The organism is uncultured Citricoccus sp., from assembly GCF_937871995.1.
Taxonomy (GTDB): domain Bacteria; phylum Actinomycetota; class Actinomycetes; order Actinomycetales; family Micrococcaceae; genus Citricoccus.
On sequence record NZ_CALMQR010000069.1, the window covers coordinates 1 to 19,441 of the forward strand.

Sequence of the window (19,441 nt, forward strand, 5' to 3'; positions counted from 1 at the left end):
CTCCTTGAAGTAGTTCTTGGCCAGCTTCCAGGCGGACTCCACCGCCTCGCCGCCACCGGTGGTGAAGAACACGCGGTTCAGGTCCCCGGGCGCGTAGGCGGCCAGCCGCTCCGCCAGGTCGATGGCCGGGGGATGGGCGTAGGACCACAGCGGCATGAACGCCAGCTCCCGGGCCTGCTTCGCCGCCGCCTCCGCCAGCTCCTCGCGACCGTGCCCCACCTGCGCCACGAACAGGCCGGCGAGGCCGTCGATGTAGCCCCTGCCGGCGTCGTCATAGATCATGTGGCCCTCGCCGCGCACGATCACCGGGACGTCGGCCCCGCGCTGGATCGGGCCGTGCGCGGTCATGTGCATCCACAGGTGGTCACGGGCCGCGTCCGTGCGCAGCGCGCCGGTGGGTGTGGTGCGTACCGAGTTGTCGGTCATCGGGTTCCCCAATCGTATTCCTGCTTCCGCAGGGAGAGGTAGGTGAGGGTCTGCGTCTGCGTAACCCCCTCGGTGGTCCGGATGGCGGTGATGACGTCCAGGAGGTGCAGGTCGTCCTCGCAGACCACCTCCACCAGCACGTCCCAGTCACCGGCGACCACCACGCAGTAGTCGACCTCCGGGATCTGCGCGAGGCGGTCGGCGGTCCCGGTCAGGTCGGCCCCGGTCTTGACGTGCACCATGGCCTGCCGGGGGAAGCCCAGCTGCATCGGGTTGGTCACGGCCACGACCTTCAGGACGTCGTCGTCGAGCAGTTTCGTCACGCGCTGCCGCACGGCGGCCTCGGAGAGCCCCACGGCGCGGGCGATCGCCGAGAATGAGCGCCGCCCGTCCTGCTGCAGCTGCTCGATGATGGCCTTGGAGCGGTCGTCCAGCGCTGCGGAATGGGCCTCGGACGGCTTCGCGGGGGCGAGGCTGCTCTGCGGCGTCACGGTGCCTCCTGGCGTCCATGGGGGGGGTGGGGTGTCGGGTACGGGCCGCACCCGGAAAACGGATCTCGTTGACTGGGGGTGGGCTTGCCTCATTGAATCCCACGCGGAGAGGGGGCGCAAGGGTCGGATTTCGTTTCCGAGAGGTAAATGCTCAACGAAAAACCTTGTCAGTGCAGGAGTGCTCTGTCACACTCTGGTCAACAGCCGCGGCAGTACACAACGCTCAGGTCCCGGCCCCCGGGGACCCGCCGTGGCCGCTCGCGTCGATCCGAGGAGCCAGCATGTCCCCCCGATCCCATCCGTCCCACCGTCTCAGCCTCCGGCCGGGTGCCACGCCCGGTCCCCGCGATCCTGACGTCGCCGCGCTGGTCCGGCTGGCGCGGTCGGCGTCGGCCGGCAGGATCAGCCGGCGGTCCCTGCTGACCGGTGCCGGCGGGCTCGGACTGGCCTCCGTGCTGGCCGCCTGCGGAACCGGTGGCGGGACGACGCCGGCCGGGGAGAGCGAGTCCTCCGGGCAGCTGACCCCCGCCGAGGACCGCTCGGCCGAGGACGGGACGCTGCGCTGGTCCAACTGGACGCTCTACCTGGACTATGACGACGCCGCGGGCGTCTATCCCACGCTGGAGCGGTTCCAGGCGGAATCCGGCCTGGAGGTGACCTACACCGAGGACATCGACTCCAACGACGGCTTCTTCGGAAAGTACCAGAACCAGCTGTCACGGGGGCAGGACATCGGCGCGGACCTGATCACGCTGACGGACTGGATGGCCGCGCGATTGATCCGCCTGGGCCAGGTGCAGGAACTGGACGCGGGGAACATCCCGAACCTGGCCAACCTGCTGCCCAACTACCGGGAGGTCGAATGGGACCCGGGTCGCGTGCACTCCGCGACCTGGCAGGGTGGGTTCACCGGACTGGCCTGGAACAAGGAGGAGGTCCCCGGGGGCCTGCGCGCGCTGGACGACCTGTGGGACCCGGCGCTGAAGGGGCGCGTGGTCGTGCTGGACGAGATGCTCGACACCATGGGCCTGCTGATGATGGCAGACGGGGTGGACATCACGGGGGACTGGGGTGACACCGAGTTCGACAACGCCCTGGAGGTCCTGCAGAGGCACATCGCCAGCGGCCAGATCCGCCAGGTCAAGGGCAACGCCTACAAGGAGGACCTGATCTCCGGTGACGCCCTGGCCGTGATCGGCTGGTCCGGGGACATCACCCAGCTGAACGTCGAGAACGGCGACCGCTGGGAGTTCGCCCTCCCGGAGGCCGGCGGGACCATGTGGGCGGACAACCTCATGGTCCCCATGGGGTCCTCGCACAAGGCCAACGCGGAGAGGCTCATCGACTTCTACTACGACCCCGCGGTGGCGGCCGAGGTCGCCGCGTACGTCAACTTCGTCTGCCCGGTGGAGGGGGCGCGGGAGGAGATGGAGAAGATCGATCCCCAGCTGGCCCAGGACCCGATGATCTTCCCGACGGACGAGTACCTGGCCAACGCCCAGATCATCCGGGCACTCACCCCCGAGGAGGAGACCCGGTACAACGAGTCCTTCCAGCGGGCGATCGGCAACTGAGCCCATGGGACAGCTGCCGGCGACGACATCGCCCGAGAGCATCCCGGGGACGGACCTGGCCGCACCCGGGCAGCAGCCCGCCGGGGACCGGCCGGCATCCGGGGGCGCCGAACTGGTCCTGCACCGAGTGCGCAAGCAGTTCGCCGGCTTCGCGGCCGTCCAGGCCACGGACCTGACGGTCCCGGCCGGTGAGTTCTTCGCGCTGCTGGGCCCCTCCGGTTGCGGAAAGACCACCACCCTGCGCATGGTGGCCGGCCTGGAGACGCCCACGGCCGGCAGCATCCGGATCGGTGGACGCGACGTGACCTCCCTGCCGTCCTACAGGCGGCCGGTCAACACCGTCTTCCAGTCCTACGCGCTCTTCCCCCACCTGTCCGTGAAGGAGAACGTGGCCTTCGGGCTGCGCCGCCGGCGGGTGCGGGACTGGAGGGGCCGGACGGAGGAGTTCCTGCGACTGGTGGAACTGCACCACCTGGCCGACCGTCGTCCCGCACAGCTCTCCGGCGGGCAGCAGCAACGCGTGGCGCTGGCCCGGGCCCTGGTCAACCAGCCGGAGATCCTGTTGCTGGACGAACCCCTGGGCGCCCTGGACATGAAGCTGCGTCGGCAGATGCAGTCCGAGCTCAAGCGGATCCAGGCCGAGGTGGGCCTGACGTTCATCCACGTCACCCACGACCAGGAGGAGGCCATGTCCATGGCCGACAGGATGGCCGTGATGAACGAGGGCCGCATCGAGCAGATCGGCAGGCCGGAGGACCTCTACCACCTGCCGCGCACCGCCTTCGTGGCCAACTTCCTCGGCCGGTCGAACCTGATGGCCGGGACCGTCACCCGGGGAGGTGGCGGCACGGACCCCCTGCTCGAGGTGAACGCGTCCGGCCACCGGCTCGCGGTGCACCGGGACCGGGCGGTCTCCACCACCGGAGAGGTCCTGGTGGGCATCCGGCCGGAGAAGATCCACATGCGTGCGGCGGGGGCGGACCCGGACGGTGCCACCGCGAGCGGGGGAGTGAACCGGGTGGCCGGGACCGTCACGGACGTGGCCTTCACCGGGGTCTCCACCGAGTACCGCGTCGAGGTCCCGGGACTGGGCGAGCTCGGCGTCTTCGCCCAGAACCGCGGCGAGGACCTGATGCGGCCCGGTGACGCCGTCGGGCTCTCCTGGGACCCGGCCCACGCCTTCGGCCTGGACGGGCGGCAGGACGCGGCGGCCGGGGACGGCGCGGTATGACCTCCCGGGTGGCGGGCCGCTCGGGGCGGCAGGCCGGATTCGACCGGGCGGCTGCGCTCGCGGACGGGACCGCGCCGGCCCGCGGCCGGGCCGGGTACGGACTGGTCAGCCCCGGGCTGGTCTACCTGCTGGTGTTCTTCGTGCTGCCGGTCTTCACGCTGCTGGCCACCTCGCTGTACGTGAAGCCGCCCGGGGCCGAGGTGGGCCAGTTCGTCCCCGCCCTGGAGTTCGGGAACTACGCCGTGGTGCTGGGCGGGTACTGGCCGGAGCTGCTGCGTTCCTTCGGCTTCGCCCTGCTGGCCACGGTCCTGTGCCTGGTGATCGGCTACCCGATGGCCTACCTGATCGCCGTGCGGCTCCGGGGGCGGGCCTTCGTGCAGGGGCTGCTGCTGGTGCTGCTGATCGCACCGTTCTTCACCTCCTTCGTGCTGAGGACCCAGGCCTGGAAGCAGATCCTGGCGGACGAGGGGTTCCTGGTCCAGGCCCTGAAGACGCTGCACCTGATGCCGCAGGGTGCCTCCCTGACCGCCACGTCGGTGGCGGTGGTGGCGGGACTGACCTACAACTTCCTGCCGTTCATGGTGCTGCCGATCTACGCGAACCTCCAGGCCCTGGACCACCGGCTGCTGGAGGCGGGCCGGGACCTGTACGGCAGCGACCTCACGGTCTTCCGGACGGTCACCCTGCCGATCTCCGTGCCCGGCGTGCTGGCCGGGACCCTGCTGACGTTCATCCCGGCCTCGGGGGACTTCGTCAATGCGGCCATCCTGGGCAACAACCGGAACACGACCATGATCGGGCAGGTCATCGACTCCAAGTTCATGCGCGTGCTCGACTATCCCGGTGCGGCCGCGCTGTCCTTCATCCTCATGGTGACGATCCTCGTGCTCGTGACCCTCTACGTGCGCAGGTTCGGCACCAGGGACCTGGTGTGAACGGAAGGCAGGGACCGACATGACCAGTTCCGGGACGACCACCACGACGCCGGTCCCCCCGCCGGCCGGCAGGCCCGCCTCCGCCGCACCCCGCGCCACCGGGGGCGGGCCAGACGGTCCCCCGGACGGCGGGACGGTGGGCTCGCGACTGGGCCGGGCGATCGGGCGCTGGGCCGTCCCGGTGCTCGGCGGCCTGGCGTTCATCTACCTGCTGGTCCCGATCGCCTACATCTTCGTGTTCTCCTTCAACCAGCCGGCCCGCACCAACCTGACCTGGCGGGGATTCACCTGGGAGAACTGGCAGAACCCCTGCGGGGCGCCCGCGGTCTGCGCGTCGGTGCAGACCTCCCTGCAGGTCGGACTCGTGGCCACGGCGATCGCCCTGGTCCTGGGCACCCTGCTGGCCTACGGGCTGGGACGCTACGCCTTCCGGTTCCGCGACGCCGCCGGATTCCTGATCTTCCTGCCGCTGGCCACCCCGGAGGTGGTGCTGGGCGCCTCCCTGCTGTCCCTCTTCCTGAACGTGGGGATGCACCTGGGGTTCTGGACCGTGGTGCTGGCCCACGTGATGTTCTGCATGTCCTTCGTGGTCGTGACCATCCGGTCCAGGGTGTCCACCCTGGACCCGCGGCTGGAGGAGGCGGGACGGGACCTCTACGGGTCCCCGGCCCAGGTGTTCCTCCGGGTGACCCTGCCCCAACTGGTGCCGGGCATCCTGGCGGCCGGGCTGCTCTCCTTCGCGATGAGCTTCGACGACTTCATCATCACCAACTTCACCTCCGGCACCCTGGAGACCTTCCCGAAGTTCGTCTACGTGGCGGCCGCCCGGGGCATCCCGGCAGAGGCCAACGTGATCGGTTCGGCCATGTTCCTCATCGCCCTGATGGCGGTGATCGTCATCCAGCTGGTCTCCTGGCAGCGGCGGCGGATGACGGCCGGGCCGCGCTGACGTGCCGGCGTCCTCCCGCGGAAGGCCCCCGGACATGGGATACTCACCTCCATGGACGGTGGGGAAGACGTTGACAACGTGGAGTCGGGCGGGGCTGACGGCGAGGTCCGCTGGCTGACGCCGAAGGAACGCCGGGCCTGGCTGAGCATCGTGGCCACCCACATGCAGCTCATGCCGGCCCTGGAGGCGGACCTCCACCGTGAGGGGCCGGTCAGCTTCTTCGAGTACCAGGTCCTGGCCATGCTCTCGGAGAACGACGGCCCGCTGCCCATGAGCGAGCTGGCGGCCCGGACCAACTCCTCGCTGTCCCGGCTCTCGCACGTGGCCCGGAAGCTGGAGGCCAGGGGCTGGATCCACCGCCGGCCCTCCACCGAGGACGCGCGGGTCACCCTGGCCGAGATGACCGATCTCGGCATGGACGAGGTCGTCCGGATCGCCCCCCACCACGTGGCCAGCGTGCGCGCCTGCCTGCTGGACGTCCTCGATGACGAGGACCTCGAGGACATCGGGCGGATCGGGGCCAAGATCCTGGGCCACCTGGAACCCGGGCACTGGGTGTTCCGTGACCCCGTCCTGACGTCCGCCGGCCTCACCCCGTCCTGATCGCGCCGGTTTGATCGCCGTGACGCCGTGCCCTAAGATAGAACGGCGTCAAGCCACGCTGTGTCCTCGCGCGCCCGGTGCCTGCACCGGGAGGAGAGGGCGTCGGAAAACAGCGTGACTCCCGCACATCGGATCCCGCGTCCGCCATCCGGCGACGCGCGGGGCTCACCGTCTTCCCCAGCGATCAAGGGCGCTTCGGTTGGTTCTCACCCAGCCTGGTTATCCCTTCGGAAAGTCGCAGTAAGAGCGCGGTGTCACAACTGGTGGCGGGACTCGTGGTGCGCCGGTCCGACCGGAGGCTCCACAGCGGGTTCCGCCCGTTCTTTTACTACTACTTGCAACGAGGAGTGATCATGGCAGCACACTGCCAGGTAACCGGGGCTGGGCCGGGCTTCGGCCACAGCATTTCCCACTCGCACCGTCGCACCAAGCGTCGGTTCAACCCGAACATCCAGAAGAAGACCTACTGGGTGCCGTCCCTGCGTCGCAACGTGACGCTGACCCTGTCCGCGAAGGGCATCAAGACCATCGACGTGCGCGGGATCGACGCCGTCGTCGCCGACCTGATCGCCAAGGGAGTGAAGCTCTGACATGGCCAAGGACAAGGACGTACGTCCCATCATCAAGCTCAAGTCCACCGCCGGCACCGGGTACACCTACGTGACCCGCAAGAACCGCCGCAACAACCCGGACCGCATCGTGCTCAAGAAGTACGACCCGGTGGTCCGCCAGCACGTCGATTTTCGAGAGGAGCGCTGAGGCATGGCGAAGAAGTCCAAGATTGCCAAGAACGAGCAGCGTAAGGTCATCGTGGCCCGCTACGCCGAGAAGCGCCAGGAACTGAAGAAGACCCTGGTGGACCCCAACGCCTCCGACGAGGCGCGCGAGGCAGCTCGCGTGGGCCTGCAGAAGCTCCCCCGCGACGCGTCCCCGATCCGCGTGCGCAACCGCGACGCCATCGACGGCCGCCCGCGCGGCACCTTCCAGAAGTTCGGCATCTCGCGTGTCCGCTTCCGGGACATGGCCCACCGCGGTGAGCTGCCGGGCATCACCAAGTCGTCCTGGTGATCCACGCGCCGGTGCTCATCGCCGGCCAGGGTGCCTGAACGGCGCCGCCTGATCCACACCGGAAGGGGTGGCAGACCACATGGTCTGCCACCCCTTCCGGCGTTCCGGGGCCCGTCCTCTGTCCCGACCGGCCCCGCGCCCGGGTGCCGTTGCGCAGGCCTGGGCAGTGGGTGCCGGGACGTCCGGAGGGCCCGAAAAGGACCCGAATGGTGGGAATTCGGACATAAATCACCGGAAATCCGCGTGTTCCGGCGCCTCTAGGCCATGTCGGGGGCCTTCCGGGTGGTAGCTTTCCAACCATGTGCCCGGCCCCGCCGGTCCGGGCTTGAACGAATCACCACCGACGTCCAGGAGGACACATGGCTATGAACCGCAGCGAACTGGTTGCCGCCGTCGCCGAGAAGAACAACCTGTCCCAGTCCGCCGTGAACGGCGTGCTGGACGCACTCTTCGAGACCTTCGCCTCCCAGGTCTCCAAGGGCGAGAAGGTCAGCATCCCCGGCTGGCTCTCCGTCGAGCGCACCGACCGTGCCGCCCGCACCGGCCGCAACCCGCAGACCGGTGAGACCATCCAGATCCCGGCCGGCCACTCGGTCAAGATCTCCGCTGGCTCCAAGCTGAAGGCCGCTGCCACCGGCAAGTGACCTGCCGCAGGCCTGACGGCTCCAGCCGTTCACCACAGGGCGTCCCGCCACGGCGGGACGCCCTGGGCGTTTAACCGGCCAGATCGTTTTTCTACGCTCGGTAGAACTCGCGTAGCATGGGAGATCGTCAGAACGAGAGCGTTCCAAGGGTCTCGACGCGGTGGGAGGTGGACGTGGTGGAGCACCGTCCCCTGAGTTCCGCGCGGCACCGTCCCGCGATCCGCAGTGCCGGGCCGGGCCGCCTGCGCGGCCCGGCCCGGCTGCTGCGCGGTTGGGCCGCCGCTGTCGTGGCCACCCTGGTGGCCGCCGGGTCCCACACCCTGGCCTCGAGCACCGAACCCGGACACGACGCCGGCCCCGCGCCGGTCGTCTGGATCCTCACCCTGGCCCTGGCCGGGCCGCTGTGCACCGCACTGGCCGGCAGGGCCCTGTCCTGGTGGCGGCTGGGGTCCGCCGTGGCGTCCAGCCAGTTGCTCTTCCACTGGCTCTACTCGCAGTCCGCGGTCCTGCCGGGTCACCCGGCCGGCCCCGTGCCGGCGGACCCCGCCGGGCACGCCGCCCACGCGGGTCATCCCGGACTCGCCGCCCAGTCCGTCCAGGTTCCACCGTCCTCCCCGGCCGTCGAGGCCTCCCAGCCCGCCGCTGCGCCGGGCCTCGTCGACGGCCCCCTCCCCGGGGCCGAGGCGCTGCAGTCCGCGGACCACTCCAGCCTGGCCATGGTGGCCGCCCACGTGCTGGCAGCGGTGGTCACCGTGTTGCTGCTGCGCCGCGGGGAGGCGATGGCCGCCCGCGTGGTGGAGCTCGCCGTCGGGTTCGTCCTGCAGGCCCCGGGCGCCCGCTTGGCCCGCTGGGTCCCCGCGGTCCGTCGACCGCGTCTGCCGTCCCGTCCCCTCGCCCCGGTGCTGCGCGCCGGGGCGGTCGTGTCGTCCGCTCTCCGGTTGCGGGGTCCGCCGGTGCCAGCGCTGTCCCTCTGACCGCTGACACCCCCACCTGCCCGGCGCCGAGTACGGCCCGGGACCGCAAAGGACACCATGAACCCCCCTGTCTCCCCGCTGCACCCTGCCCTGGACGCCGACGCGTCCACCGCCCGGACCGCCCGCGCCGCCCGCTCAGCCACCGACCGGACGGCCGGCACCCGGCCCGCCGGCCGGCGTCGGGCCCCCCGCCGACGCCTGGGCGGCGTCACCGCCGCGGCCCTGCTCGCCCTGTCCGCGGCCACCGCCGCGGCACCCCCGGCCCTGGCGCACGACCAGCTGCTGTCCACCACCCCCGAGGCCGGGGCCACCGTCACCGCGGCGCCGGCCGAGCTGTCCCTGACGTTCTCGGGCACCCTCATCACCGGCCAGGGCATCCAGAACCTCGTCACGGTGACGGACGAGGCCGGGCACCAGTGGCAGGACGGTGCCGCGCAGGTCGCCGGCCCCGAGCTGACCTCGGCCCTGTGCGAGGGCATGCCCAACGGCGACTACGACGTCGCCTACCGGGTGGTCTACTCCGACGGCCACTCCGAGGCCAAGCAGTACGGCTTCACCGTGGATGACCCCTCGGCCCCGGACACGGCGGTCCCGCAGGACTGCGGCGTGCCGAACCCGGATGCCCCGGTCGGCAGCGGTGAGGGGGCGACGTCGGCCGATGCCGCCTCCCCGGGCGGCGCCACCGGTGACGTGGCCTCGGCCGATCCCGGTGCCGAGCCGGCCCCGGCCACCCCCGGCGCCCCGGACACCACCGGCACCCCGGACACCACCGGCACCCCGGACACCGACGGCCCGGCGGACGGGCAGGCGACCGCCGCGGACTCCGCCACCGCCGAGACGGCCAGCGAGGCAGTGCCCGCCTGGGTGTGGGTCCTCGGGATCCTGGGCGCGCTCGTCGTGGCCGCGGCCGTCACGCTCGTCTTCCGCCGGGCCCGGGCCATCGACGACGCCCCCGGCGGCCGGCCGGGTTCGGAGGGCTGAGCGATGAGGACGGCGTTGACCGCGCACCCTGTATTGACCGCGCACGCTGTATTGACCGCGCACCCTGTCCGGCGTCGCACCCGGCCCGCCCCTCGCCGGTCCGCACTCGCCCTGCCCGCCCTCGCGCTGGCCGGAGCGCTGCTGCTGACCGGTTGCGCCCAGCCCGCCCCGCAGGCGGCCGGGCCGGCCTCGTCCGAGGCCGCCGCCGGGGCTGTCACCGGCACCACCGGTAGCCCCATCACCGTCACCGACCCGTGGGCGAAGGCCACCGAGGAGGCCATGACGGGTGTGTTCGGGACCGTGCAGAACGCCTCCGACCGGGACGTCAGGATCACCGGGGCCAGCACCGACCTCGCCGCGACGGCCGAACTCCACGAGACCGTTGACGACGGGACCGGCGCGACCCTCATGCGGGAGGTCCAGGGCGGTCTCACGATCCCGGCCGGCGGCAGCCTGGAGCTGGTGCCCGGCGGCCACCACATCATGCTGATGGGGCTGCGCCGGGACATCGCCCCGGGTGACGTCGTCGAGGTCCGGCTGGAGTTCGAGGACGGCCGCACCCTGGTGCTGACCGCCCCGGCCAAGGAGTTCGCCGGCGCCCAGGAGGAGTACCGGGGGACCGGGGAGATGGACGCCGGCGGGGAGACGGACGCCGGTGGACACGCGGGCGCCGAGGGTGAGGGCACGACCCCCGCCGTCCAGGGCCATGGCGACCACTGAACCGTCCCGCCGCGCCCTGCTGCTCGGGGCCGGCGTCGCCGGGGGCGGGCTGATCGGCACCGCCCTCGGCTACGCCACCGGGGCCACGGGCCCCGGCCCCGTCCCGACGGACGCCTCCCCGGCGTCCGCCGGGACGGGCGGCCCCCCGGGGGCCGGGCCGGCCGACGTCGGGACCCCGGCCGGGGCCCCGGTGCAGGCCCCCGGATGGGCGGAACCGGGCGGTGAGGCCGGCCGGGTGGCGGTCTCCTCCCCGGTGGGCACGGACACGGTGCCGTTCCACGGCCCCCGGCAGGCCGGGATCGACACCCCGGCGCAGGCGCACGCGATCTTCCTCGCGCTCACGCTGAAACCCACCACGGACCGCCCGGGGATCCAGCGGATGCTGCGGCTGCTCTCCGACGACGCAGCCCGGCTCACCCAGGGCCGGGCCACGCTCGCCGACACCGAACCGGAACTGGCCGCCACCCCCGCGCGGATGACCGTCACGTTCGGGTTCGGCCCGCGGCTGCTGCAGCGGGCCGCGCCCGCCCTGGCCCCGTCCTGGCTGCGGCCGTTGCCGGCCTTCGGCATCGACCGGCTGCAACCGGCCTACACCGGTGGGGACCTGCTGCTGCAGCTGTGCGGGGACGACCCGATGTCCCTGGCCCACGCGCGCCGCATGCTGCTCAAGGACGCCCGCGCCTTCGCCGAGGTGCACTGGGTCCAGACCGGCTTCCGCGGAGCGCGCGGGACCCAGCCGGACGGGACCACCATGCGCAACCTGTTCGGCCAGGTCGACGGCACCGCCAACCCGGCCCCGGGGTCGGCGGCCGCGGAGCGCATCGTGTGGGGCGGGGGCAGCGGCCCGCTGCGACTGACCCCCTGGGTGCCGGGCGGCACCTCGCTGGTGCTGCGGCGCATCGCCATGGACCTGGACTCCTGGGACGGACTCGACCGCCCGGGCAAGGAACAGGTCATCGGCCGCCGTCTCGGCACCGGGGCGCCCCTGACCGGCACCGCCGAGCACGACGCGCCGGACCTGGGCGCCGTGAACGGCCTCGGGTTCCCCGTCATCTCCGAGGTGGCACACCTGCGCCGCTCGCGCACCGCCAACCCGGACCATGCCATGCTGCGGCGGGCGTACAACTACGACGACGGCCCGGGGGAGTCCGTGAGCAACACCGGGTTGCTGTTCGCGGCCTACCAGTGCGACGTGGACCAGCAGTACGTGCCCATCCAGCGCCGGCTGGCCGAGTCCGATCACCTGAACCTGTGGACCACCCCCGTCGGATCGGCGGTCTTCGCCATCCCACCCGGGTGCGACGAGGACGGATTCGTCGGCGACGTCCTGTTCGACCGGGCTGCGAGAGAATGGAACCCGTGACCTCCTCCCGCACCACCCCGCAGCGCCAGTCCCGGGCCGGCTCGGCGCCCACCCACGGCTCCACCCCGGCCGGTGGTGATCCCGGGACGACCGGCAGCGCCGGCGTCCCGGCCTGGGCGTGGCCGCTGGTGGGCATCGTGGCCGGTGCGGTGCTCGTGCTCGCGGCCTCCCTGGCCGGCGTGGTGTCCGCCGACGAGCTGTCCGACCCCGGTGCCTTCACCCGCTGGGGGCTGCCGGTGGCCAAGCTGCTCCACAACCTGGCCATGCCCACGGCGGTCGCCGCGCTGATCTTCGCCTGCGCCATCCTGCCCCCGCGCCGCGGTGAGGACGAGCACCCGGCGTTCACCCTGCTGATGCAGGTGGCGGCCGTGGCCGCCGGCGCCTGGACGGTGTCCGCGCTGGCCGTGATGCTGCTGTCCTACTCCGACCTCGCGGGCGTCCCACTGGACCCGAGCGCCACCTTCACCTCGGGACTCGTCGGATTCCTGCAGGACATCTCGGTGGGCCAGGCGTGGGTGGTGGTGACGGTGATCGCCGCCGTGGTCACCTCCCTGACCCTGGCCGTGCGCTCCGCCACCGGACTGGCGTGGACGGCCGTCCTGGCCCTGGTGGCGATCGTGCCGCAGGCCCTGATCGGCCACTCCGCCTCCGGTGACGACCACAACGGCGCCGTGAACTCCATCGGCCTGCACCTGCTCGGCGTGGTCGTCTGGGTCGGCGGACTGCTGGTGCTGATGCTGGTCTCCCCACGCCTCACCGGCCCGGACGGGGCCACCGGCCGGGCCTCCGCCCACCGCCAGGGCCCCGAGCCGCTGGTCTACACCGCGGTGTCCCGGTACTCGGTCCTCGCCGGGCTCGGCCTGTTCACCGTGGTGCTCTCCGGCGTGGTGAACGCCGCGATCCGGATGGACACCCTCGAACAGCTCACCAGCCCCTACGGGCTGCTCGTGCTGCTGAAGCTGATCGGCTCACTGCTGCTGGGCCTGGCCGGGCTGATGCACCGGCAGTGGATCATCCCCCGGCTGGCCACGGGCACCACCGCCCCGCCGCCGGCCGCCCGGCGCCTGCTGTGGCAGCTGATCGCCGTGGAGGCCGCCGTCATGGCCGGCATCATGTCCCTGGCCACCGTGCTCGCCCGGACCTCTCCGCCCGTGCCGGAGGAGACCGCCCCGGACGCCTCCCCGGCCCGCATCCTCACCGGTTACGACCTGCCCCCGGAACTGACCTTCGAGCGCTGGTTCACCACGTGGCGGTTCGACTGGCTCTGGGTGGCCATCATCGCCTTCCTGGCCCTCTGGTACGTCAGGTCCGCCGTCCGGCTGTACCGCCGCGGGGACTCCTGGCCGGTGCTGCGCATCGCCTCCTGGCTCGTCGGCCTGACCATCCTGTTCTGGGTCACCTCCGGGGCCCCGGCGGTCTACGGCAAGGTCCTGTTCAGTGCGCACATGGTGGCGCACATGACGCTGACCATGATCTCCCCGCTGTTCCTCGTGCTCGCCGCCCCGGTCACCCTGGCCCTGCGCTCGCTGCCCACCCGCACCGACGGCTCCCGCGGGCCGCGCGAGTGGATCCTGGCGATCGTGCACTCCTGGTGGGGACGGTTCATCACCCACCCGGGCGTGGCCGCGGTGAACTTCGCCGGCTCGATCCTGGTGTTCTACTACACCCCGTTCTTCGGCTTCGCCCTGAACGAGCACCTCGGCCACGAGTTCATGAACGTGCACTTCCTGCTCACCGGGTACATCTTCGCCTCCGTGATGATCGGGATCGACCCGCTGCCGCGCACCGTGCCGTACCCGATGCGCCTGGTGCTGCTGCTGGCCACCATGGCCTTCCACGCGTTCATCGGGGTCGCCATGACCTCGTCCGAATCGCTGCTCCAGGCCTCCTGGTTCGGTTCCACCGGCCGGCCGTGGGGACTGCCTGCCATCGACGACCAGCAGATCGGCGGGGCCATCATGTGGGGCATCGGCGAGGTGCCCACCGTGATCATGGCCGTGATCGTCGCGGTCATGTGGTCCCGGTCCGACGCCAAGGAGACCAGGCGGCTGGACCGCAAGGCCGACCTGAACGACGAGGCCGAACTGAAGGCCTGGAACCGGATGTACGCACAGCTGGCCGAAGACGACACCACCACCGGAGGAACCCCGCGATGACCACCCCGATGCGCCCCCGGAGCGCCCGTCCCGGCCGGCTGGTCGTGGCCGGGACCCTGCTGGCCGCGGCGCTGCTCGCGACCGGCTGCTCGGCGTCCCCGGAGGGAGCCGCACCCGCCCCCTCCGATCCGCACGGCACCGCGGCGCCCGGCCAGCCGTCGTCGGGCACGGCCTCCGCCGCCCCCACGGACGCGGAGGCCACCGCGCAGGCCTCCGACGCGCGGGCCGACCAGCGGGCCGTGGGCGCGGCGGCCGAGCGCGCGGCCAGCTTCGGGTTCACCCAGCAGGTCTCCGCCACCGACGCGGAGATCCAGCGGACCCGCGAGGAGTCCCGGTTGCGCCAGACGAACACCTCCGGGACCACGGTGGAACCGGCCGGGTGCAAGGCACCGCTCACGGCGGTCGACTGGTCGCCGATCCTGCTGCCCGGCGCGGACGCCTCCCGCCTGGACTTCGGCTCAGAGGGCTTCACCGGCACCGGCAGCGTGGAGGTCGCCTCCCTCGAGGACCCGGAGGTGCTGGAGCGGCACCTGGCCAACGTCGAACGGCTCGTGGCGGACTGCCCCGACCTGACGATGACCGTGACGGACGAGAACCTGCAGAAGAGCACCTTCGACGTCACGGCCCGGGCCTCCCCGGCCGACGGCGCGGACGTGGACTCGGGGCTGGTGTGGACCCGTACCCCGGCCGGCGGGGGAACGGAGACCACCGCCCAGGTGCTGATCGGCCGGGCCGGGGACCACGTCGTCATGGTCTCCTTCATCGGGCAGCCCGAGGTGGCCGGCGAGGAGTTCACCACCATCGCCGAACAGGTCCTGGCCGCCGCCGTCGGATCGCTGTGACGCGTTCCTGCGCCGTCAGGCACGGGATCCGACGAGGAGGGTCACGGCGGTGCGCCGGCCCGGCCTGGCGGATCGTGCCGGCCCGGTGGGGGTTCACGGGCGGCCGGGTTGCTGACAGGATGGCGGGACCGACGTCCCGGCGTCCCGCCGCACGCAGGTCCTGACGGGCTGAGGCCCGGAGGGGCTGTGGGCCGGAGGGTTGTGTGCCGGACAGGGCGTCGAGAGGACCGGACGACCCGACGCACGCGAGGAGACGACGATGGCCCACGGTGGACAGCCCCAGCCCGACGACAGCTTCCGGGACACCGAGACGAGCGAACTGGACCGGCACGGCACCCACCAGCCGGAGCGGGGCGTCACCGACGCCGGCAACCAGCCCGGCACCGGTGACGAACAGGACTGGGAGCCGACGTCGGAGGAACAGTCCCGCTCGACGAACCCCGACCCGGCGGAGGGCAACGTCACCGGGCTGGAGCCCGGCGGCGGCGTCCCGGCCGGGGAGACCCCGCCCGCCGACGACCAGATGAGCCGCGACCAGGGCCACCAGGAGTAACGGACGCCGGGCCGATTACGCCCGTGGCGTTGTGTGACTTCCCCGGCTGGAACCGCCCGGCGGCTCTCGGCGACAATGGAGCCCATGAGCAGCCCTGAAGACCAGCCGGTCAGCACTCCCGCCACCGCCACCGCCGCGACGGCCACGGCCCCCGCACCGCGCGCGACCTCGCGCGTACGGGCCTCCGAGCTGCACGGGCGCAGCTGGCTGAACACCGGCGGGAACCCGCTGGACCTGGCGGCCCTGCGGGGCAAGATCGTCATCCTGGACTTCTGGTCCTTCTGCTGCATCAACTGCCTGCACGTGCTGGACGAACTGCGTCCGCTCGAGGCCGAGTACCGGGACGTGCTCGTCACCGTGGGCGTCCACTCGCCCAAGTTCGACCACGAGGCGGACCCGGAGGCGCTCGCCGCCGCCGTGGAGCGCTACGACGTCCAGCACCCCGTGCTGGACGACCCGACCCTGACCACGTGGCAGGCCTACTCCGCGCGTGCCTGGCCGACGCTCGTCGTGGTGGACCCGGAGGGTTACATCGCCGCCCACCTGTCCGGCGAGGGCCACGTCGCGGGACTGACCTCGCTGGTCGAGGAACTCGTCGCCGAGCACGAGGCCAAGGGCACGCTGCACCGCGGCAACGGCCCCTACGTCCCACCGGAGCCCGTGGCCCGGGACCTCAAGTTCCCCGGCAAGGCCATCGCCCTGGGCGCCCGTGGCGCGCAGGCGGGCACCTTCCTCGTGGCGGACACCGGCCACCACCGGCTGGTGGAGCTGGCCGAGGACCTGACGACCGTGGTGCGCACCATCGGCGGCGTCGGCGAACCGGGCGCGGACGGGGCCGACGCCCCGGCCCCCGACGGCGGCGCCGACCCGGCCACCGCGACCGGCACCAAGGGCCTGGCCGACGGCGGCCCGGACGCCGCCCTGTTCAACGAGCCGCAGGGCCTGACCCTGCTGCCCCGGGACGTGGCGGACGCGGTCGGCTATGACGTCGTCGTCGCCGACTCCGTGAACCATCGCCTGCGCGGCGTGCGCCTGGCCGACGGGACCGTGCGGACCGTGGCCGGCAACGGCGTGCAGCGGCTGATCGACCCCGAACGGGCCCGCGAGGCGGCCGACCCCGACACGGAGGCGACCCTCTCCCTGGCGCCCTTCGGCACCGACCCGCTGCACACCTCGCTGTCCAGCCCCTGGGACGTGCTGTGGTCCACGGCCGAGGACACCCTCGTGGTGGCCATGGCCGGCACCCACCAGCTGTTCAGCTTCGACCCGCGCACCGGGGACCTGGCGGTCTACGCCGGCACCGGGCTGGAGGGACTGGAAGACGGGGACCCCACCGTGGCCTGGTTCGCCCAGTCCTCCGGTCTCGCCGAGTCCGCGGACGGCACGATCTGGGTGGCCGACTCCGAGTCCTCCGCCCTGCGCCGGATCACCCCGGCCGACCCGGCCGCGGCGGACGGTGCGCTGAGCCGCCGGGTGGGCTCCGCCGTCGGGACCGGACTGTTCGACTTCGGCTTCCGCGACGGCGCGGCCGACCAGGCCCGCCTCCAGCACCCGCTGGGCGTGGCCGCCCTGCCGGACGGCTCCGTGCTCGTGGCCGACACCTACAACGGCGCGATCCGCCGGTACGCGCCGGCCGGCGTCGCCCCGGACGGACGCCCCACCGAGGCGAGCGTGTCCACCCTGGCCCGCGGGCTGAAGGAGCCCTCGGACGTCCTGGTGGAGCCGGACGCCGAGGGGAACGCCGCCTCGATCGTGGTGGTGGAGACCAACGCCCACCAGCTGGTCCGCCTGTCCGTGCCGGAGGAGTACCTGCAGGTCGACGAGGGCGCGCTGCAGACCCATCGCCCGCGCACCGCGGTGGCCGCCGGCGAGCTGGAGCTGACCGTGGCCTTCGAGGCGCCGACCGGGCAGAAGCTCGACGACCGCTGGGGCGACCCCACGCAGCTGAAGATCTCCTCCTCCCCGGAGGAGCTGCTGCTGGACGGCGAGGGCACCTCGACGGGGCTGGTCCGCACGCTGCGCATCAACCCGGACATCGCCGAGGGCGTCCTGCATATCACCGCGCGGGCCGCGTCCTGCGACGGCGAGAAGGGCCAGCCGATCCCGGACCACGCCGCCTGCCACCTGTACCAGCAGGACTGGGGGATCCCGGTCACGGTGCACGCGGACCCGGCCGGGGACGGGGACGTCGTCCCGGAGACCCGGCTGGACCTGGACCTGCGCGGGATACACTGACAACGCCCACCGCACCCGAGAGACCCGAAGGCGGCCGTATCCCATGACCACCCTGGTTGTTGCCTCGTCCAAGCACGGTTCGACCCGAGAGATCGGTGAACGCATCGCCGCGGTCCTGCACGCCAACAAGGGCGTGACCACGGTGGTCGAGGACCCGCAGGGCGCGCCGCAGTGGCTGGCCTCCGTGAACGCCGTGGTGGTCGCGCTGCCGATCTACGCCGGGTCCCTGGAGAAGGCGGGCAAGGCCTTCCTGGACACCCACCGGGCCGAGCTGGCGAACAAGCCGCTGTTCATCCTGGCCTCGGGTGCCGGCCCCGAGTTCGACGACGGCCTGCGCACCACCCTGGAGGCCTACGGCCCGAAGGAGGTCGGGTACTTCCGCGGGGCGCTCTACGAGGAGAAGCTCAGCTGGCTCGAGAAGCTGATGATTAGGCTCGCCAAGGGCCAGTACGGGGACTTCCGGGACTGGCAGGGGATCGAGGCCTGGGGCAAGTCCCTGGCCACCCGCGGCGCCAGCTGAGCCGGCGGCCGGGCGGGCTCAGGGAGCCCGGGGGACGTAGCGCACCGACTCCGGGCCGACCTGCAGGTCGGCCTCGAGCAGGATCGGCTCCGCGTGCTCCACGCGGCGACGCTCGCCGGTGACCAGGTCGATCTCCTCGAGGGTCAGCCGCGCCTCGGTGCGGACCGGTGCGGCCACCGTCACGTCGGTCTCCCCGGAGTCGCCCTCGCCGCCCTCGTCGTCGGCCGGCAGGGGCTCGACCTCGACCGCCGGGTCCGGGGAGACGGACCAGTTGATGGAGTCCGGCGGGATCCGGTTCAGGGTGTCGTAGCCCATGGGGCAGCCCGCCGGGTGGAGGACCTGCTGTTCCGTGCACCCGGACAGGTAGTCGTCGACCTGCCGGTTCGCCTCCTCGGCCACCGCGTCCGTGTACCGCAGGGTGAGGGTCAGGGGGAGCGGTGCCGACGGATCGGCCCCGTCCACGACCGTCCGCACCGGGTCCGCCTCCAGGTAGGTGCTCGTGGCTGCGCCGCTCACCGCCGCCGGCGGCAGGACCGCGAAGTCCTGGACCGGGGACGACTCACCCGTCAGGGTGACCTCCTCGCCGTTCACCGTCCCCGCCAGGTGCTGCCCGGCGGCCTCGGCGGGCCACACCCCCGGCTCCACCCGGACCGTGGACAGGGTCACCGGTGCCATTCGCCAGCGGTCGAAGAACAGCCAGTCGCGTCCCTCGTGCTCCACCGTGAACGTGGTGGCGTGGTCCTCGCCGTCCAGGCGGTAGCCGACCTCCACCTCGACGCCGTTGCCGGTCTCCTCGCCCCGGGACACGGTGACGTCCTCCAGCGCGGCGAAACCGGCGGCCAGCGGTTCACCGTCCAGCAGCGTGGTGGCCGTCCCCGGGGGCGGGACGGGAGTCTTGGAATCCCCGGTGCCGGAATCCCCGGTGCCGGAATCCGCGGTGCCGGAGCCGTCCGCGCCGGTGCCCGTGCCGCCGGCCAGTCCGAGCGCCGCGGCACCGTCCCCGCCGGCCAGCGCGTCGAGGTAGCGCTCGACCTGGGCCGCGGGGGAGTAGACCGTCGCGTTGACCGTCCCGATCGCCACGCCCCCGGCCACCAGGGCCAGGGCGGCGGCCCCGCCCCACAGGGCCAGCGTGCGGCCGGGCCGGCCGGTGCCGCGAACCTGTCCGTGTGCGTCCAC

Annotated in this window: 21 protein-coding genes; 18 read left to right on the forward strand and 3 right to left on the reverse strand. The window is 72.5% G+C overall.

Annotated elements, in window-relative coordinates; all coding sequences use genetic code 11:
- Positions 1 to 426: aminotransferase class III-fold pyridoxal phosphate-dependent enzyme (locus Q0283_RS07475; protein WP_298044092.1), on the reverse strand; the 426-nt coding region annotated here is incomplete at its 3' end.
- Positions 423 to 917 (reverse strand): Lrp/AsnC family transcriptional regulator, encoded by a 495-nt coding sequence (locus Q0283_RS07480; protein WP_183527957.1) that lies wholly within the window; start codon positions 915 to 917, stop codon positions 423 to 425. The genes Q0283_RS07480 and Q0283_RS07475, both read right to left, overlap by 4 nt.
- 281 nt (positions 918 to 1,198) lie before the next feature.
- Here Q0283_RS07480 and Q0283_RS07485 point away from each other — a divergent pair, with 281 nt between their 5' ends.
- The 18 genes from Q0283_RS07485 to Q0283_RS07570 all read left to right on the forward strand — a co-directional run bounded on the left by Q0283_RS07485 (position 1,199) and on the right by Q0283_RS07570 (position 18,265).
- Positions 1,199 to 2,491, forward strand: a complete 1,293-nt coding sequence (locus Q0283_RS07485) for a spermidine/putrescine ABC transporter substrate-binding protein (RefSeq protein WP_183527956.1) — start codon at positions 1,199 to 1,201, stop codon at positions 2,489 to 2,491.
- A 4-nt stretch (positions 2,492 to 2,495) separates the two neighbouring features.
- On the forward strand, positions 2,496 to 3,722 hold the full coding sequence (locus tag Q0283_RS07490) for an ABC transporter ATP-binding protein (protein WP_183527954.1): 1,227 nt from the start codon (positions 2,496 to 2,498) through the stop codon (positions 3,720 to 3,722).
- On the forward strand, positions 3,719 to 4,657 hold the full coding sequence (locus tag Q0283_RS07495; RefSeq protein WP_183527952.1) for an ABC transporter permease: 939 nt from the start codon (positions 3,719 to 3,721) through the stop codon (positions 4,655 to 4,657). The genes Q0283_RS07490 and Q0283_RS07495 overlap by 4 nt, the downstream gene beginning before the upstream one ends.
- Positions 4,658 to 4,676: 19 nt before the next feature.
- The gene (locus Q0283_RS07500; RefSeq protein WP_255459484.1) at positions 4,677 to 5,606 is read left to right on the forward strand and encodes an ABC transporter permease; all 930 of its coding nucleotides are present in this window, start codon (positions 4,677 to 4,679) and stop codon (positions 5,604 to 5,606) included.
- Between the two features lie 51 nt (positions 5,607 to 5,657).
- Positions 5,658 to 6,209, forward strand: a complete 552-nt coding sequence (locus Q0283_RS07505) for a MarR family winged helix-turn-helix transcriptional regulator (RefSeq protein WP_183527950.1) — start codon at positions 5,658 to 5,660, stop codon at positions 6,207 to 6,209.
- A gap of 353 nt (positions 6,210 to 6,562) precedes the next feature.
- A complete protein-coding gene (rpmB, locus tag Q0283_RS07510; protein ID WP_067189728.1) occupies positions 6,563 to 6,799 on the forward strand; it encodes a 50S ribosomal protein L28 in 237 nt (78 codons plus the stop codon).
- A 1-nt stretch (position 6,800) separates the two neighbouring features.
- Entirely contained in the window at positions 6,801 to 6,968 is a 168-nt protein-coding gene (gene rpmG, locus Q0283_RS07515; RefSeq protein ID WP_010145439.1) for a 50S ribosomal protein L33, read from the forward strand.
- A 3-nt stretch (positions 6,969 to 6,971) separates the two neighbouring features.
- On the forward strand, positions 6,972 to 7,277 hold the full coding sequence (rpsN, locus tag Q0283_RS07520) for a 30S ribosomal protein S14 (protein ID WP_010145440.1): 306 nt from the start codon (positions 6,972 to 6,974) through the stop codon (positions 7,275 to 7,277).
- 359 nt (positions 7,278 to 7,636) lie between these two features.
- Positions 7,637 to 7,921, forward strand: a complete 285-nt coding sequence (locus tag Q0283_RS07525; protein ID WP_029139339.1) for an HU family DNA-binding protein — start codon at positions 7,637 to 7,639, stop codon at positions 7,919 to 7,921.
- Between the two features lie 116 nt (positions 7,922 to 8,037).
- A complete protein-coding gene (locus tag Q0283_RS07530) occupies positions 8,038 to 8,895 on the forward strand; it encodes a hypothetical protein (protein ID WP_255459483.1) in 858 nt (285 codons plus the stop codon).
- 57 nt (positions 8,896 to 8,952) lie between these two features.
- Positions 8,953 to 9,876 carry a copper resistance CopC family protein gene (locus Q0283_RS07535; protein WP_183527948.1) on the forward strand — a complete coding sequence of 308 codons (924 nt, stop codon included), beginning with the start codon at positions 8,953 to 8,955 and terminating at the stop codon, positions 9,874 to 9,876.
- Between the two features lie 51 nt (positions 9,877 to 9,927).
- Positions 9,928 to 10,596, forward strand: a complete 669-nt coding sequence (locus tag Q0283_RS07540; protein ID WP_298044099.1) for a copper chaperone PCu(A)C — start codon at positions 9,928 to 9,930, stop codon at positions 10,594 to 10,596.
- Entirely contained in the window at positions 10,583 to 11,959 is a 1,377-nt protein-coding gene (locus tag Q0283_RS07545; protein ID WP_298044101.1) for a Dyp-type peroxidase, read from the forward strand. Before Q0283_RS07540 ends, Q0283_RS07545 begins: the two co-directional genes overlap by 14 nt.
- The gene (locus tag Q0283_RS07550) at positions 11,947 to 14,115 is read left to right on the forward strand and encodes a bifunctional copper resistance protein CopD/cytochrome c oxidase assembly protein (RefSeq protein ID WP_183527943.1); all 2,169 of its coding nucleotides are present in this window, start codon (positions 11,947 to 11,949) and stop codon (positions 14,113 to 14,115) included. Before Q0283_RS07545 ends, Q0283_RS07550 begins: the two co-directional genes overlap by 13 nt.
- Entirely contained in the window at positions 14,112 to 14,957 is an 846-nt protein-coding gene (locus Q0283_RS07555) for a hypothetical protein (protein WP_298044103.1), read from the forward strand. The genes Q0283_RS07550 and Q0283_RS07555 overlap by 4 nt, the downstream gene beginning before the upstream one ends.
- A gap of 259 nt (positions 14,958 to 15,216) precedes the next feature.
- Positions 15,217 to 15,510, forward strand: coding sequence for a DUF6480 family protein (locus Q0283_RS07560; protein ID WP_298044104.1), 294 nt, complete (start codon positions 15,217 to 15,219; stop codon positions 15,508 to 15,510).
- Between the two features lie 84 nt (positions 15,511 to 15,594).
- Complete coding sequence (locus Q0283_RS07565) at positions 15,595 to 17,745, forward strand: NHL domain-containing thioredoxin family protein (RefSeq protein WP_298044106.1); 2,151 nt, start codon at positions 15,595 to 15,597, stop codon at positions 17,743 to 17,745.
- Positions 17,746 to 17,788: 43 nt separating this feature from the next.
- Complete coding sequence (locus Q0283_RS07570) at positions 17,789 to 18,265, forward strand: flavodoxin domain-containing protein (protein WP_183527937.1); 477 nt, start codon at positions 17,789 to 17,791, stop codon at positions 18,263 to 18,265.
- A gap of 18 nt (positions 18,266 to 18,283) precedes the next feature.
- Here the strand turns inward: Q0283_RS07570 and Q0283_RS07575 are convergent, their stop codons facing one another.
- Complete coding sequence (locus Q0283_RS07575; RefSeq protein ID WP_298044107.1) at positions 18,284 to 19,441, reverse strand: hypothetical protein; 1,158 nt, start codon at positions 19,439 to 19,441, stop codon at positions 18,284 to 18,286.

Bases quoted from the DNA above. Each gene is read 5' to 3' on its own strand.
- Q0283_RS07495 (WP_183527952.1), top strand. From the start codon at position 3,719: ATGACCTCCCGGGTGGCGGGCCGCTCGGGGCGGCAGGCCGGATTCGAC.
- Q0283_RS07490 (WP_183527954.1), top strand. From the start codon at position 2,496: ATGGGACAGCTGCCGGCGACGACATCGCCCGAGAGCATCCCGGGGACG.
- Q0283_RS07535 (WP_183527948.1), top strand. From the start codon at position 8,953: ATGAACCCCCCTGTCTCCCCGCTGCACCCTGCCCTGGACGCCGACGCG.
- Q0283_RS07525 (WP_029139339.1), top strand. From the start codon at position 7,637: ATGGCTATGAACCGCAGCGAACTGGTTGCCGCCGTCGCCGAGAAGAAC.
- rpmG (WP_010145439.1), top strand. From the start codon at position 6,801: ATGGCCAAGGACAAGGACGTACGTCCCATCATCAAGCTCAAGTCCACC.
- Q0283_RS07550 (WP_183527943.1), top strand. From the start codon at position 11,947: ATGGAACCCGTGACCTCCTCCCGCACCACCCCGCAGCGCCAGTCCCGG.
- Q0283_RS07570 (WP_183527937.1), top strand. From the start codon at position 17,789: ATGACCACCCTGGTTGTTGCCTCGTCCAAGCACGGTTCGACCCGAGAG.
- Q0283_RS07555 (WP_298044103.1), top strand. From the start codon at position 14,112: ATGACCACCCCGATGCGCCCCCGGAGCGCCCGTCCCGGCCGGCTGGTC.
- Q0283_RS07505 (WP_183527950.1), top strand. From the start codon at position 5,658: ATGGACGGTGGGGAAGACGTTGACAACGTGGAGTCGGGCGGGGCTGAC.
- rpmB (WP_067189728.1), top strand. From the start codon at position 6,563: ATGGCAGCACACTGCCAGGTAACCGGGGCTGGGCCGGGCTTCGGCCAC.
- rpsN (WP_010145440.1), top strand. From the start codon at position 6,972: ATGGCGAAGAAGTCCAAGATTGCCAAGAACGAGCAGCGTAAGGTCATC.
- Q0283_RS07500 (WP_255459484.1), top strand. From the start codon at position 4,677: ATGACCAGTTCCGGGACGACCACCACGACGCCGGTCCCCCCGCCGGCC.
- Q0283_RS07485 (WP_183527956.1), top strand. From the start codon at position 1,199: ATGTCCCCCCGATCCCATCCGTCCCACCGTCTCAGCCTCCGGCCGGGT.
- Q0283_RS07565 (WP_298044106.1), top strand. From the start codon at position 15,595: ATGAGCAGCCCTGAAGACCAGCCGGTCAGCACTCCCGCCACCGCCACC.
- Q0283_RS07560 (WP_298044104.1), top strand. From the start codon at position 15,217: ATGGCCCACGGTGGACAGCCCCAGCCCGACGACAGCTTCCGGGACACC.
- Q0283_RS07530 (WP_255459483.1), top strand. From the start codon at position 8,038: ATGGGAGATCGTCAGAACGAGAGCGTTCCAAGGGTCTCGACGCGGTGG.
- Q0283_RS07545 (WP_298044101.1), top strand. From the start codon at position 10,583: ATGGCGACCACTGAACCGTCCCGCCGCGCCCTGCTGCTCGGGGCCGGC.